This is a genomic window from Pedobacter sp. KH_004 (genome assembly GCF_057840755.1).
The window spans coordinates 3423260-3437846 of sequence record NZ_CM174519.1; the positions used below are offsets into that span (position 1 = coordinate 3423260).

13 protein-coding genes are annotated in these 14587 nt (G+C 36.7%); 7 read left to right on the forward strand and 6 right to left on the reverse strand.

What is annotated here, in order from left to right; genetic code table 11:
- Complete coding sequence (locus AC3ITD_RS14560) at window positions 1–1815, reverse strand: MutS-related protein (RefSeq protein ID WP_489360807.1); 1815 nt, start codon at window positions 1813–1815, stop codon at window positions 1–3.
- Between the two features lie 43 nt (window positions 1816–1858).
- Between AC3ITD_RS14560 and rlmH the strand changes: the two genes are divergently transcribed.
- Window positions 1859–2332, forward strand: coding sequence for a 23S rRNA (pseudouridine(1915)-N(3))-methyltransferase RlmH (gene rlmH / locus AC3ITD_RS14565; protein WP_489360809.1), 474 nt, complete (start codon window positions 1859–1861; stop codon window positions 2330–2332).
- A gap of 245 nt (window positions 2333–2577) precedes the next feature.
- Here the strand turns inward: rlmH and AC3ITD_RS14570 are convergent, their stop codons facing one another.
- Together AC3ITD_RS14570 and AC3ITD_RS14575 are read right to left on the reverse strand one after the other, a co-directional pair.
- Complete coding sequence (locus AC3ITD_RS14570) at window positions 2578–3120, reverse strand: DUF5606 family protein (protein WP_265798985.1); 543 nt, start codon at window positions 3118–3120, stop codon at window positions 2578–2580.
- A gap of 73 nt (window positions 3121–3193) precedes the next feature.
- The gene (locus AC3ITD_RS14575) at window positions 3194–3652 is read right to left on the reverse strand and encodes a peptidylprolyl isomerase (protein WP_010601314.1); all 459 of its coding nucleotides are present in this window, start codon (window positions 3650–3652) and stop codon (window positions 3194–3196) included.
- A gap of 234 nt (window positions 3653–3886) precedes the next feature.
- On the opposite strand from AC3ITD_RS14575, the gene AC3ITD_RS14580 reads away from it, so the two are divergent.
- Window positions 3887–5068, forward strand: a complete 1182-nt coding sequence (locus AC3ITD_RS14580; RefSeq protein ID WP_489366687.1) for an asparagine synthetase B — start codon at window positions 3887–3889, stop codon at window positions 5066–5068.
- Window positions 5069–5306: 238 nt separating this feature from the next.
- Complete coding sequence (locus tag AC3ITD_RS14585) at window positions 5307–6014, forward strand: porin family protein (RefSeq protein ID WP_489360813.1); 708 nt, start codon at window positions 5307–5309, stop codon at window positions 6012–6014.
- A gap of 82 nt (window positions 6015–6096) precedes the next feature.
- Here AC3ITD_RS14585 and AC3ITD_RS14590 read toward each other — a convergent pair whose 3' ends face one another.
- From AC3ITD_RS14590 to lpxK, 3 genes are read right to left on the reverse strand one after another with little or no spacing between them, the layout of a single operon-like run.
- A complete protein-coding gene (locus AC3ITD_RS14590) occupies window positions 6097–8094 on the reverse strand; it encodes a putative porin (protein WP_489360815.1) in 1998 nt (665 codons plus the stop codon).
- A 1-nt stretch (window position 8095) separates the two neighbouring features.
- Complete coding sequence (locus AC3ITD_RS14595) at window positions 8096–8911, reverse strand: purine-nucleoside phosphorylase (RefSeq protein ID WP_265798989.1); 816 nt, start codon at window positions 8909–8911, stop codon at window positions 8096–8098.
- The gene (gene lpxK, locus AC3ITD_RS14600; RefSeq protein WP_489360818.1) at window positions 8883–9944 is read right to left on the reverse strand and encodes a tetraacyldisaccharide 4'-kinase; all 1062 of its coding nucleotides are present in this window, start codon (window positions 9942–9944) and stop codon (window positions 8883–8885) included. The genes AC3ITD_RS14595 and lpxK overlap by 29 nt, the downstream gene beginning before the upstream one ends.
- A 533-nt stretch (window positions 9945–10477) precedes the next feature.
- Between lpxK and AC3ITD_RS14605 the strand changes: the two genes are divergently transcribed.
- The 4 genes from AC3ITD_RS14605 to AC3ITD_RS14620 all read left to right on the forward strand — a co-directional run bounded on the left by AC3ITD_RS14605 (window position 10478) and on the right by AC3ITD_RS14620 (window position 14587).
- Window positions 10478–11617 (forward strand): sterol desaturase family protein, encoded by a 1140-nt coding sequence (locus AC3ITD_RS14605; protein ID WP_265798991.1) that lies wholly within the window; start codon window positions 10478–10480, stop codon window positions 11615–11617.
- A gap of 77 nt (window positions 11618–11694) precedes the next feature.
- Complete coding sequence (locus AC3ITD_RS14610; protein WP_489360820.1) at window positions 11695–12825, forward strand: NAD(P)/FAD-dependent oxidoreductase; 1131 nt, start codon at window positions 11695–11697, stop codon at window positions 12823–12825.
- Window positions 12825–13538 (forward strand): methyltransferase domain-containing protein, encoded by a 714-nt coding sequence (locus tag AC3ITD_RS14615; RefSeq protein WP_489360822.1) that lies wholly within the window; start codon window positions 12825–12827, stop codon window positions 13536–13538. Before AC3ITD_RS14610 ends, AC3ITD_RS14615 begins: the two co-directional genes overlap by 1 nt.
- Window positions 13535–14587, forward strand: a complete 1053-nt coding sequence (locus tag AC3ITD_RS14620) for a type III polyketide synthase (protein ID WP_489360824.1) — start codon at window positions 13535–13537, stop codon at window positions 14585–14587. The genes AC3ITD_RS14615 and AC3ITD_RS14620 overlap by 4 nt, the downstream gene beginning before the upstream one ends.

Below are 14587 nucleotides of genomic sequence, written 5' to 3' on the forward strand. Positions count from 1 at the left end.
TTAATCTAAGCTTAAGCCTATTTGTTTCAATAAAATTGCCGCATTAAAGGTAGAACAAGGCCCTTGTTTCAATTTATAATCGAATTCCATTTCTCCGTTTATGATTTGAATATCAAAATGGAAGTTTCTCAAAGTAGTAGGATGATCCTCTTTCAAATCGGCCAACTGCAAATCGTGTGTGGCAAATAAACCTGGCGTTTTTTCTGCAATCAGCTTTTCTACAAAAACCTTCGACCCTAAATATTTGTCCTTGCTATTGGTTCCCCGTAACATTTCATCGATGAGTACAAACGTATTTTTGTCTTGTTCGATATTCTTTAAAATCATTTTCAAACGATCTAGCTCAGCTTTAAAAGTGGAGGTACTTTCATTTAAAGAATCTTTAATTCTCATATAGCTGTTAATGGAAAAAACAGACAACTGTAATGACCTGGCGCAAACAGGACCGCCTGCATAAGCTAAAACCATATTGATGCCGAGCGTTCTTAAAAAAGTACTCTTCCCTGCCATATTTGATCCTGTTACAATGTCGACTGTCGGCTTTGCTTCAAGGTAGAAGTCATTATTAACCCTTCGCTCAACAGCAATTAGCGGGTGTCCAATTTCATTCCCGCTTAATTGAAAACCCTCATCGATTGAAGGAAAAACCCAGTCTGGCTGGTTATATGCTAAAGTGGCCAACGAAATAATTTCTTCGAAATCGCCCAAATGGTTGAGTGCCGAAATAACATCTTTTGAAGAGCTTTGGTACCATTTATCCAGACTAATACAACATTGCAAATCCCACAGAAATAATCCATTTAAAAAGCCTCCAACAATAAGATTTAGCCTCGCATCGAACTTCTGAATTACTTTTGATAATGTTTTTATTTCTTTACTTACCGGGGTTTTTGAGGTAAATAACTGCAGAATATAGCTGCTTTTCCATGGCTGATTTTCGGCCCACTTTATAGCCTCGGCGTAACTGTTTAATAATCCCGAACCGCCACCAAAACTGTAAAAAACCAGATTAATTTTTGAATTTAAAAAGATATTTATACCTAAGTGAATAAAAACAAAAAGCCCTAAAATATTTCCAGATAAACCACCAATAAAAATGGAGGATAAAACTAAGCCAAAGGTAATATATGGAGCAACGGCAACATAAATACCCAGCAATTTTTTACGTACAAAGGCAAGCTGCAGACCCAAATCTCCTGCTAATTGCGTTTTGATCTGTTCAATTTTCTCAATATTATGGCCGTGCAAGTTGGCTCTGAAATCAAATGTTTCTTCAATTTTTCCTTGCACTTCTTTAATGGCTTCTTGTCTGGCCAAAATTTCAGCTTTTGTTGATTTAGTAGCTAAACGCCCCGCTAGCAAATCCTTTCCGGTTTTAGTATAACATCTGTTTACCAAAGAAAATAGCGAGGCACGGCCAAAAATATCTAAGTCTGATGAATATGGATGAGATTCAGATTCAAACACACTCCCATCCTCATAACCATTTGGTTTGCCATTCAGTTGGTTCCATTCGTTTTGGTAAACCCACAATAATTGCTTTTGATAGTCAATTTCACGGTCTAATCTTGCCTGTTTCCTTACCACAAATACAAATCCTACTACCGGAAGCAGCAACGCAAACTGGATCAATGTTCTGCTGTTATCATCGGCAGAATTTAACAGTAAAACAAAGAATAGTATCTCAGCTAAAAATAAACCTATTCGTACCAGCGAAAGCTGATCGATAAGCTTTTTTGTTGCTTCAATCTTAGTTGTAACCTCATTAATTTTTTGGCTATAGCCAGATATAATTTGTGCTTGTGTTTTTAACATTATCTTTGAATGGCAGAAAATTCTAAAGATAGCAAAATATTAAATGAAGATTACTTTAATCGCCATTGGCAAAACGGAGGATAAGTATTTAATTGAGGGGATTGAAAAATACATCAATAGATTAAAGCACTATATAAACTTTACATTTTTGCCTTTGCCTGATGTGAAAAATGTTAAGAATTTAAGCGAGGCGCAGCAGAAAGCAAAAGAGGCTGAATTGCTGCACAAACAAATTAATAATGGCGATGTTGTTATTTTATTGGATGAGAAAGGTAAAAAATATTCTTCGATCGAGTTTTCCAATTACCTGAATAAGCAAATGATTGGCAGTGTTCAACATTTAATTTTTATTATTGGAGGGCCATACGGATTTGACGAAACCGTTTACAAGCGGGCAAATGGACTGATTTCTTTATCTGATATGACTTTTTCACATCAAATGATCCGCTTGTTTTTTGTAGAGCAGTTGTATCGGGGATTTAGCATTTTGAAAGGTGAACCCTATCATCACGCCTAACTTGCAAAAGAGAGAAACGAGAGGTAAATATGGAATTTGCATTCCAAAAACATCATAAAATAAAACGATATGTTAGATAAATATAAACGCAATTACCGATATAGAAGTAACCAGAGTGGCAACAATAAAATGCTTTGGATCAGTATTATCATTTCATTAATTATTGTGGTAATCCTCTATTATTTCTTTTAAGGCAAAAAAACACCAAGCTTTTGCCTGGTGTTTTAGACAACATTTAGAAAAAACTAAACGCCTTTTTTACTTGTCATGCTTGCTTTTTTAGCAGGAGCAGATGTTTTTGTAGTTGCTTTGGCACTTCCAGATGCTTTTGTAGCAGTGGATTTTGTTTTCTTATCAGCAGCAACTTTTTCTTCAGCTAATTTCACCTCAGCCGGAGAACCTGGAGTATCAGGGGTATCTTCGGTAAACAAAGGTAAATCTTTCAATAAGTTATACCAGGTGATGATTTTCTTCATATCAGAAGCGTATACTTTTTCCTGATCGTGACCTGGAGCCACTTCCAAAAAGTACGAACGTAAATCACCTTTTAAATCTGGAGTAGATCCTTTTTCAGAAATTTTAGCAAAAATATCAGCCAATTTGATTTCTTCTTCCTCACCATAAACCGTAATATCTTCTAACGAAGCTAACTTAGTATTGGTAATATTAGCTACAACTTTAGTCTTTTGGGCATCTAAACCCTCCAAAATGTAGCCTACTTTATTTTGTCCAACCAGCTTAAATAAACCTGGTCTGCCAGATACGGCAACAATTCCTCTTAAATTCATATTCTATTTTGTTAAGCGGTTAGCGGTTGGGGGTTAGCGGTTTAAACGCTTATCGCCAAACGCTCAACGCAATTTAATCTTCAATAATTTCGATTCCTAAAATTTTATCTCCCTGGCGGATATCGTCCACAAGGTCAACATTTTCGACTGCTTTACCAAAAACAGTGTGGTTGCGATCTAAGTGTGCGGTATTTGTTCTGCTGTGGCAGATAAAGAATTGAGAACCCCCAGTGTTACGGCCAGCGTGTGCCATCGATAACACACCACGATCGTGGTATTGGTTTTCGCCAGTTAACTCACAATCTATTTTATAACCCGGACCACCTGTACCTGGCATTCCTGTTGCACCATCTTTAGAATTTGGGCAACCTGTTTGAACCATGAAATCAGGAATTACGCGGTGGAAAGTTACACCATCATAGAAACCTTCGTTTGCTAATTTTTTAAAGTTTGCAACTGCTTTCGGAGCATCTTGTTCAAAGAACTCAACAGTCATATTTCCTTTTTCAGTTTTTATTATTGCTTTACTCATATCAATTGTGTGTACTGGTTTTAAATTTTGATCACTTTAAAAACTCCGTGTTTTTAAAAGTAGAGGGCAAAAATAGCAAATTTGTAGAACTCATACAGCATTAAATTTTTCTAAACAATTTAAATGAGGTATTTTAGTGTTTTACACTCCATCGATTTGAAAAATAAATATTATATCTTACTCATTTGCCTGTTAAGCAGTTTTGTTGCTCATGCCTCATCGTTATTGGTTTATATGGATGAAGATCAAAAAAACCACCTCAAAGCTTACGGCATTGCCTACTTGACCATCAGCAAACAGGTGGAAGTAGATTGGCTTTTGAACTATCGTGGCGGAAGTTTTCTAATCAAGTATAATAAAACAGTTGAAGACGAGCTTAAAATCAGAGGCGTTTCTTACGAAGTAATGTCTGATGCCAAAGTGGTTAATCTTCTAAACGAAATCAGCGATCCATCAGTTAATATGGAGATGGTGAAACTGGAGAAAACACCTAAAATCGCCGTCTATTCCCCTAAAAGTAAATTACCCTGGGATGATGCCGTGACGCTGGTATTAACTTATGCGGAGATACCATACGATGTGATTTACGACGATGATATTCTACAGGATAAACTGACCAAATACGATTGGCTCCACTTGCATCACGAAGATTTCACTGGACAATATGGTCGCTTTTGGTCTTCATTTCGATATGCCACGTGGTACCAGGAGGATGTTAAAAACCAGGAAGCGTTAGCTAAAAAATTAGGTTTCAAAAAAGTTTCAGAAATGAAACTTTCGGTAGCCAAACACATTAAAGAATACTGTGCCGGCGGTGGCTTTATGTTTGCCATGTGTTCTGGAACGGATAGTTTTGACATTGCCCTAGCTGCCGAAGGAGTTGATATTTGCGCCCAAATGTTTGATGGAGATGCCGCTGACCCAAATGCACAATCGAAATTAGACTTTAATAAAAGCCTGGCTTTTCAAAATTTCAAATTGGATAACAACCCAATGAATTACGAATTTTCGGATATTGATGTTACCCAAAACCGATCGCTTAACCAGAGCAATGACTACTTTACTTTATTTGATTTCTCTGCTAAGTGGGATTTGGTTCCAACCATGCTTACCCAAAACCACGATAAGGTAATCAAAGGTTTCATGGGACAAACGACAGCATTTAAAAAATCTGTGGTTAAACCAAGCGTAACTGTTTTAGGGGAAAACAAAGGTGCCGCAGAAGTACGTTATCTTCATGGAGAAATAGGCAAAGGGCAATTTACCTTTTATGGAGGCCATGATCCTGAAGATTACCAGCATGCCGTTGGCGACCCACCTACGGATTTAAATTTACATCCAAATTCTGCAGGTTATCGGTTAATATTAAATAATGTTTTGTTTCCCGCGGCAAAAAAGAAACCGCAAAAAACGTAATCTGACAGCTAAATTTGTATCCTGTTAGCGAATATTCCTTTTCTGTATACAAAATAAAACATTGAACAGTCAGTCATTACTATACAACTTCAAGTGATAAAAATCAAATAAAAACCACTGTTAACCAATTATTTATACTGATTGAGCGATCAGCAATATATAGTTTGGCACAGCTTTTGGAAAGTGGCAGGTAATTAACATTGAAAACAAAAATTCTTTTACCTAAAGAAAAAATATCATGAAAAAGTTATTACTAAGCGCCTCTGTAGTTTTATTAGCAACAGGTGCATTTGCCCAATCAACAATGACAGGATCTGACGCAAGATTTGGAATAAAAGCGGGTGTCAATTTATCAAAATTCCGTGCAAGCGATTTTAATGGCAGCACAGAATTTAACGATAATGTACAAAACAATGTAGGATTTAACGTTACAGCTTTCGCCGATTTTGGTGTAGGAAACAACTTCTTTATCCAACCTGGAGTATCACTTCAAAATAAAGGTGCTAAGTTTGAGCAGACTAATACTGTTGCTGGTGTTACCAATACTACGTCAAACAAAGTAAATTTAATGGCTATTGAAGTGCCTATCAATGCAGTATTCAGGATCCCTACAGGTGATGCTGGAGCTATCCAGATTTCAGCTGGTCCTTACGTTGGTTTTAATATCTCTGGAAAAAACAAGTTTGAAACAGTAACTACTGGTGGTAATGCTGCAGGAACAGTTTCTGATGAGAATGATTTAGAATTTGGTAGCAGCACAGATAAAGACTACGCCTCAACAGATTTCGGTGCTAACTTTGGTTTAGCATATCGTACTAATTCTGGCTTCTTGGTAGGTGCAAATTATGGTTTAGGTTTATCAAACCTGGTTCCAAAAGATTCAAGATCTGGTGATGGCAAATTAACTAACCGCGTATTAGGTTTCTCAGTGGGTTATTCTTTCTAGGCCTAAGCAATTTATAAAAGCTTAAAGAAAATGGCATTTTGGTTTCTCCAGAATGCCATTTTTTTATGCGAATAAATCTTTTTTAATCATAGAAATTCCAGCTCACGCCAAACTTCAATAAAGCATCTTGCATAGGATATCGATTAACGGTATAATAACCCGGAGAGAATAATCCCTGGTTAACATAATCGTATTTAATAAACAGATTCGCCCGTTTTAAATTCGCTTTGATGTATACGTCTATAACAGGTTCTGATTTGAATACGCGATCGCTGCCCACATAAAATTGGGCGGTGGCTGGAGAATAAGAGTAATTAGCATATTCAGAATTGTACCGCACATCAAAACCGATATTCGCTTTTAATACTTTGAAAAAGGTTTGGTCCAAATAAAAACTATTGTAGGTATAAAATTCTGGTGTTCTCAAAATTGCATTTTTATCCGTTTTTTGGTAAGCGATATAATTTTCTAAAACAAACTTCCCAAAACGCCATTTTTTAGATATATCGAATCTGATTAAACTGATATCTTCCCCTTCCTGCACCGGCTTAATTGCGGTTGTTCCGTAAGCATTATCTGCAGTGAAATACAAATAATTACTGGTTAAAAAATATTTGGCACCAGCTGTGAGACCATATTTATCATTAATAAAATTGAAAGAAGCATTGGCAACTTTTGTATTTTTAAAGTTCTGATTATCCCATCTGTAGTGGTTTCCGTGATAATAATTAAATATTGCAGCCGGCGATTGGTTTTGCGCATAAGCACCTAACTCAATTCTCCCAACAGATTTACTGAGCAATATTCTATTCTTAGCTTCATATAAATAGTCGCCTGCATTTTCACCCTGCAATATTTGTTGCACATCTAAATTTAAATCGATATTCGATGTAAAACGATAACCTGCGGCTCCTAAAATAGTGATATTTTGATAAGCAAACTGACTTTGTTCATATGCTGACCCATCTTCTTTATTTCCTAAATATTTATGTTGATAATAATCGTGGCGTATACCTGCATCCACTTTTAGTTCATTTTTAATTACAGTTGAATTTTTCGGACGAAGAAAAAAACTGTAAAGAAATTCATTTTTTACATGTTGAACATGGGTGGAATCGTTGGTAAAAATCGGACTTGCAAATCCTTCCGGCAATACGCCGTAACTGTCAGTTTCATTTTTAGCAAAATCGTAACTGTCGTTATTGTATTCAACCGTGTAGGTTACTTTGTTGGTGGGTAAAACAGCACTGTTGAAATTTGCAGAGGTATCTATCCGGCCAACGTAATACGTTTGTTTTAAAAACACCGTATTCTTTCGATACAAATTTCTCGCTGTGGTTAACTTAACGGTTTCTGCATCTCTGCTGATTTTATTATAGCCCGGATTGAAGATAGTCGAATCTAATGTTGATCCGTTTTCGTAAGCCCGCATGGTGTTAAAAATTGCCGAAGCCCACATATTATAGCGTTTGCTTGGCGATTGATACCAAGAAAAAACGGCAACATTCAAGTTATCTCCCCGCTGTCTGCTGTAAAATCCCCTCGAATCTCCCCTATTAAAGTTAACGCCGGCATTCCAGTTTTTCTTAATGTTCTGGCTGTGAATGGCTTTAAACAGCTGCTCCTTTTGTCCGGCACTAACTAAGTATAAGCTGGTATATGGGGAGCGTGCCTGATAGTAAATAATATCCTCGGGGGTTAGTGCATAGTAATCCAATGAATGAAAACCAGCATCGAAACCAATGCGTTTGCTGGGTTCGTAAAGCAAAGGGCGGCCTGCCAAACCCATGTTCCCATTATTTATGGTTGGATTTTGCGGCTGTAACAGTGGGCTATAGTTCTGAATATTCCTCGTCGAGGTATCTAGCGGCAATAATACAATACTATCCCTACTTAAACCGAGTTTAGTAAAGCGAATAAATTTAGCTGTAAAAACGACAGAATCCTTTGCATCAAGTTTTTTTCTAATAGAATCGGCTTCTGATTTATCGTTGATATTTGTTTTTAAATCTTGTGCAAAAGATTTTTGAAAACCCGAAAGCAACAAAATAATAAAGCAGAATTGAACAACTTTAAGCATCTTATAGTTCAGCAATTAAGCGGGTTAAAATTTCGGTCATTTTAGGTTCAGCTTTAGCCGCAGCCTCTAAAATTTCATCCAGGTTAAAAGGCTGCAAATCTTCAGGAAAACCTTCATCAGTTAAAACCGAAATAGCAAAAACCGGCAAGCCGGCGTGGTTGGCTACAATAACTTCTGGCACAGTACTCATTCCAACGGCATCACCACCAATCAAACGCAAATATTTATATTCAGCCTTGGTTTCCAAATTCGGACCAGAAACGGCAACATATACCCCTTTGTGGCATTTAATGCCTAAAGTTTTTGCAATGTTTAAAGCTTTCGAAGTTATGGAACGGTTATACGGCTCACTCATATCAGGAAAACGAGGGCCCAAAGAGCTTTCAATTAAACCCCTTAATGGATTATCAGGCTGAAGATTAATGTGATCTTCGATAATCATTAAATCGCCCTTTTTAAACTCAGGGTTTAAAGAGCCCGCAGCGTTTGAAACAATTAGGTTTTCTATGCCTAAACCTTTCATTACCCTAACAGGGAAAGTGATTTGCTGCATACTGTAACCTTCGTAGTAGTGCAGACGACCCTGCATGGCCACAATTTTTTTCCCGTTTAGAGAGCCGAAGATGAGTTTGCCACTATGAAATTCTAAGGTAGAGATAGGAAAATTTGGAATGTTTGAATACATCAACTGATGTTCTACTTCTATCTCTTTTACTAAACCGCCTAATCCGGTTCCTAAAATAATGCCTATTTCTGGCGCAAAATTTTCAGTTTTACGTTTAATATACTCAACGGTTTCTTCTATTGCTCTTAACATAGTTTAAAATAAGTTCATCAAAGGTAATCTTATCTTCTTCAAATAAATCAACCTCGATGGGTAAAAAATATACTGGTAACTTTATCAGTAAATTCTCAAATCCCGCAGCTTTTAAACGTTTGCTATCCTTTTCTGTTGTGATGATAATTTTTTCTTTTTTCTCCTCCTCATCAAATGCCGCCTTGAATTTCTTTATATCATCAGTTTTGAAAGCATAATGATCTGGAAATTCTTCATGTTTAATCGTTTTGGAATACTTCTCAAGCTCTTCGATTAGCGGGGCAGGATTTGCGATTCCAGTGAGTAAGAAGATTTGAAAATCTTTTATATCATCCAACGAACGACTTTCATTGTGGTATAAATGTTCTAGCTTGCCGTATTTTAAATAAGAATGCAACACTTTTTGAGTCGAGTTAGGCTGCAACTCGTTGATAGATGCCTGCTGCGCAACATGTAACAAAGGCACCGGGGCTTTGGTTACTAATAAAACATCTGCCCGTTTACGTGATGCAAAAACATCTCTTAAATTTCCTGCCGGAAGAAGAAACTGAAGGGTGCCCAATTTCCTGAATTCGAACAATAAGATATTAAAACCAGCCCTTACTGCCCGATGTTGGTAAGCATCATCCAAAATAATTAAATCGTGGTTTTCTTTTAACTTTTCTATTCCAGCTACCCTATCTTCGCAAACGGCTACAGTAACATTTTCGAATTTTTGATAATACTGTAAAGGTTCATCTCCAATTGTTTCGGCAGTGGCATTTGCATCCGCCAAAATAAAACCTTTCGTTTTGCGGCCATATCCCCTACTCAAAATTGCAATTTTATAGTCGACCAAAAGCCTTACCAAATATTCTGTAGTTGGGGTTTTCCCTGATCCCCCAACGGCTAAATTACCTACGCAAATAACAGGAAGATCGAATTTGATAGCACGCATAATACCCCAATCGTACAACTTTTTACGAAGCGTAATTGCTATTCCATAAATCAGTGAAAAAGGAAGAAGTAAAAGACGTAGATATTTTAGTAACATAGTTGTGCTTTCAAAAGTAGGGAATATTTAAAAATATGAGGCATTGTTGTTAAACATGCCCAATAAAGCAACCTCTAAAACACAAAAAGGTTTGTTGGATTTTGATAAGAAATTTTAAACCTGGAAACCAATACCTGCATTTCAATTTTGGTTAGTCGGGCTTTTTCCTAAATCTTTTTATTAATAAAAAGATACCGCTGCAATCCCGTTTATAAGTAACTGACTGTGGATAATATCGCCCATTTAGTGTAAAAGATAATACACTGCTTTACCTATAAAATAACCTGAAAACCAAATTACACCTATTGCGATTACTGAAATAAAAATTAGCAAGATTAACTTTTTACTATCTACCATAAATTAAAGATAGCTATTTCCCTGGCAAAAGAAATGCTTCAATTACCCATTAATTAAGGTAGTGGCGTTAGCTAAAAATTCATTTACTTTAACGTCTATTTAAAACAAAATCTCAATTCAGTTTCTGACAAACACTTAAAATTCAGTATAATTGTTGATTAATAACATATAGTTTAATGTCTCCAAATAAGCGTTTAGTAGTCGGTCAAGGCCAAATCAGTGGCTATACTTCTATTTTTTTAGCAGTTTTAGCATTATTAGGGATTTTGTGTTTCCACTACCCTGAAAAACTGACTACTCCAGAATTTCGTGAAATTTACACCAAAAATAGCATGGAAGCGCTGATGCTTGGCGGCGTTATAGCTTCATTCTTTTTTGCTGCTTTAAGTATCATTCTAAGCAAAAAACTTAAATATGGCTGGCCTGGTTTTGCTTTGGCAGCACTGGCGGTAATATTGGGTGCCTTAAGCGTTGAAGGTAGAGATGTAGCTAAATCCAGCTGGCATTTTGGCTTAGATTGGATGATCTTGGATCTCCTATTGATGGTCGCCATTTTTGTTCCTTTAGAATTGTTTTTTCCTAAAAATAATGATCAAACCAAATTCCATGAGGAATGGCGCACCGATTTAACCTACTTTGTAATCAGCCATTTATTTATCCAGTTTTTCGGCATCGTCACTCAAAAACCCGCTGTATTATTCTTTGGCTGGATGGGGCTAGATAGATTACATACCTGGATTCAAGGCTTGCCTTTCATTGCGGCACTTTTCTTAGCCTTTTTTACCACAGATTTATTCCAATATTGGGCACATCGTTTTTTCCATACACGTGTTTCTTTGTGGCGTTTCCACTCTATTCATCATTCTACCCAGAACATGGATTGGCTGGCAGGAAGCAGAACTCATTTTATTGATATTTTCTTTACCCGGGCCATGACTTTCATCCCGTTATACATTTTGGGTTTTTCTTCTACAGTTTTTAACGTCTATATCATCTTCATAGCCATTCACGCTGTTCTTATTCATGCCAATACAAGAATAAATTTCGGTCCGCTGAAGTACATTTTCACCACACCCCAATACCATCACTGGCACCACTGTGAAGATCCTAAATATTATGGTCATAACTTCGCATCAATATTTCCATTTATTGATATGATATTCGGAACCTATTATTTACCAGGCAAAGAGTGGCCTGCGGGAACTGGGGTGCACGAGGCAGAATACCCGAAAGGTTTTGTAAAACAAACGATTTATCCATTTACAAAAAGTCCTTTTGATACCGACCTGAAAATGGAAGAAAGAAGTGACCGATAGGTTTACATAAAGATGCCCTAACAAATTTTGAACAAAGGACAGATATAAAGTGTTACCTTGTATATCTGTAATCCTTTATGCCACTTAAAACAGAAATCTTAATTATTGGAGGTGGCTTAGCTGGCTTAACAGCGTCGCTCCACCTTAATAAATTAGGTTTTGAAGTTACCTTAATCGAGAAATCTGCTTATCCTCACCACAAAGTTTGCGGAGAGTACATTTCAAACGAGGTTTTGCCCTATTTTAATTGGCTTGGTATTAATATCAACAACTTCTTCCCACCTCAAATTACCCACTTACAGTTTACCTCTATCTCCGGGAAAGAGATTAATACAGCGCTGCCTCTTGGTGGTTTTGGCTTGAGCCGCTATACGCTTGATTATCATTTGTACAGGTTAGCTATCAAAAGAGGGATAAATGTGATCGAAAATACGGTATCAAATGTGCTTTACCTTAAAGATGAATTTCTGGTAGAAACAATGTCTGGAGAAAATTACAGTGCTGCGTACGTAATAGGTGCTTATGGAAAACGTTCGTCAATCGATGTAAAACTAAATCGAAATTTCATCAACAAAAAATCTCCTTATTTAGCAGTTAAAGCCCATTACAAATGCGATTTTCCGAACAATACGGTTAGCTTAAATAATTTTGATGGGGGCTATTGTGGCGTTTCAAAAGTCGAAAATGATCATGTAAACGTTTGTTATTTGGCAAACTACGAAAGCTTTAAACGGCAAAAAAATATATTGGCTTTTCAAGAAAATGTATTGTATAAAAACAGTAATCTAAAAAAAATTCTTCAAGGTGCAGAGATGCTTTTCGATGCTCCGCTAACGATCAGTCAGATATCTTTCGCAGCCAAAGAACCAATATTAAACCATATTTTCATGATTGGCGATACTGCCGGTTTAATTCATCCACTTTGTGGAAACGGTATGGCAATGGCAGTCCATAGCGCTAAAATAGCGAGCGAATTAATCGCAAAGCAAATTGCAAATCCCTCACCAAGAAACATTCTTGAAAAAGAATATACGGCAGCATGGCAAAAACTCTTTAAAAATAGATTAAAGTTTGGAAGAATTTTAAGCCATATTTTAAAAACCAAGACTTATGAAAATATAGCCATGATTTCTTTACATGCAATGCCATTTATACTGAACAAGATAATTAAACATACCCATGGACAACCAATTACTATAAACAACTAATGTCGATAAATACCAAGTTTAGAAGTACTGCGCCAGAATTAATGGATGACTTTGAAATGAAAGGAGACATTCTGCGTGATGCATTAGACAAAATTGCCAATATTAACAAGTTACTAGGAGGTAATAAAGTTACGCTCGATGGCATAAAAACATTACTAAAAAACAAACCGAAAACCCAATTGCTGCGTATTACTGATATAGGTTGCGGCAATGGCGACATGCTGAGAACGTTGGCAGATTATGCGGATAAAAATAACTTGAATTTCAGTTTAACCGGAATAGATGCGAATCAGTTTACCATCGATCACGCAGAAAGTTTATCAGAAAATTATTCCAATATCACTTATCAGTGTAGAGATATTTTTGATGATTCGGTTACAGAAGAATACTGTGACATTTTTATTTGTACACTAACCTTACACCATTTTAAAGATGAAGAGATAATTCACCTTTTAAATCGGTTTAAATCTTCTGCTAAAGTTGGCATTGTGATCAATGATTTGGAAAGAAGCGCTTTAGCTTATCGGCTTTTTCAAGCCTTGTGTTTTGTATTCGGCTTAAATCACATGTCAAAAGAAGATGGTTTAGTCTCCATTCTCCGTGGATTTAAGCGGGAAGATTTAGAAAAATATACGAAAGAATTGAATTTTAATTACAGCTCAATCAAATGGAAGTGGGCTTTTCGATATCAATGGATTATTAAAACAATATGAGCGTAGTTGTAAAAGCAGTAGCCAAAGCCTTACCCGACTTTTGGCGAGAAACAGCAGATATTATTCCATTTTTAGATGGCTGGCTAAAAGATCATGATGAACGCTTTGTTAGAAAAGTAAAAAAAATTTTTGAAGGCGCTGCCGTTGATAGACGTTATTCGTTTATGTCGCCGGAGGAGGTTTTTAGCGATTTAAGTTTTGAGGAGCGGAATAATATTTATGCAAGAGAGGGTATAAAACTTGGAAGTCAATGCTTAAAAAACGCACTTGAAAAGGCAGCTTGGCAACCAGAAGAGTTAGATTATATCATCACCGTAAGTTGCACAGGGATTATGATCCCATCTCTTGATGCCTACCTGATCAACAATCTGAAGCTCCGGCAAGATATTGTGCGGCTGCCAGTAACCGAAATGGGTTGCGCCGCAGGTGTTTCAGGAATGATTTATGCCAAAAATTTTTTAAAATCCAATCCTGGCAAACGGGCAGCAGTTGTTGCGGTTGAATCGCCAACATCAACGTTTTTGCTGAACGATTTTTCGATGGCCAACATTGTGAGTGCAGCCATTTTTGGTGATGGCGCCGCTTGTGTATTGTTAAGCTCCCACGAAAATGACGAAGGACCAAAAATTTTGGCTGAGGAAATGTATCACTTTTACGATGCTGAAGAAATGATGGGATTCAAATTGACCAATTCAGGGCTTCAAATGGTTTTGGATATTGAAGTTCCGGAAACAATTGCTGCCCATTTCCCAGAGATTATCCATCCCTTTTTAGCAAAAAACAATCTTGAAATTAAGGATATCGACCACCTCATATTTCATCCCGGAGGTAAAAAAATAATTCAGGTGGTGGAAGCTTTGTTTAGCGAACTGGGGAAAGACATTAATGAAACCAAGGAAGTGTTAAGACTTTATGGAAATATGAGTAGCGCTACTGTTTTATACGTCCTGGAGCGATATCTTGATAAACAACCTGCACCAGGAGAAAACGGATTAATGTTAAGTTTCGGACCAGGATTTTCTGCGCAACGAATCCTTTTACAATGGTGA

Coding starts and splice junctions, on each gene's coding strand:
- AC3ITD_RS14560 (WP_489360807.1), bottom strand. CDS start 1,815: ATGTTAAAAACACAAGCACAAATTATATCTGGCTATAGCCAAAAAATT.
- rlmH (WP_489360809.1), top strand. CDS start 1,859: ATGAAGATTACTTTAATCGCCATTGGCAAAACGGAGGATAAGTATTTA.
- AC3ITD_RS14570 (WP_265798985.1), bottom strand. CDS start 3,120: ATGAATTTAAGAGGAATTGTTGCCGTATCTGGCAGACCAGGTTTATTT.
- AC3ITD_RS14575 (WP_010601314.1), bottom strand. CDS start 3,652: ATGAGTAAAGCAATAATAAAAACTGAAAAAGGAAATATGACTGTTGAG.
- AC3ITD_RS14580 (WP_489366687.1), top strand. CDS start 3,887: ATGGATGAAGATCAAAAAAACCACCTCAAAGCTTACGGCATTGCCTAC.
- AC3ITD_RS14585 (WP_489360813.1), top strand. CDS start 5,307: ATGAAAAAGTTATTACTAAGCGCCTCTGTAGTTTTATTAGCAACAGGT.
- AC3ITD_RS14590 (WP_489360815.1), bottom strand. CDS start 8,094: ATGCTTAAAGTTGTTCAATTCTGCTTTATTATTTTGTTGCTTTCGGGT.
- AC3ITD_RS14595 (WP_265798989.1), bottom strand. CDS start 8,911: ATGTTAAGAGCAATAGAAGAAACCGTTGAGTATATTAAACGTAAAACT.
- lpxK (WP_489360818.1), bottom strand. CDS start 9,944: ATGTTACTAAAATATCTACGTCTTTTACTTCTTCCTTTTTCACTGATT.
- AC3ITD_RS14605 (WP_265798991.1), top strand. CDS start 10,478: ATGTCTCCAAATAAGCGTTTAGTAGTCGGTCAAGGCCAAATCAGTGGC.
- AC3ITD_RS14610 (WP_489360820.1), top strand. CDS start 11,695: ATGCCACTTAAAACAGAAATCTTAATTATTGGAGGTGGCTTAGCTGGC.
- AC3ITD_RS14615 (WP_489360822.1), top strand. CDS start 12,825: ATGTCGATAAATACCAAGTTTAGAAGTACTGCGCCAGAATTAATGGAT.
- AC3ITD_RS14620 (WP_489360824.1), top strand. CDS start 13,535: ATGAGCGTAGTTGTAAAAGCAGTAGCCAAAGCCTTACCCGACTTTTGG.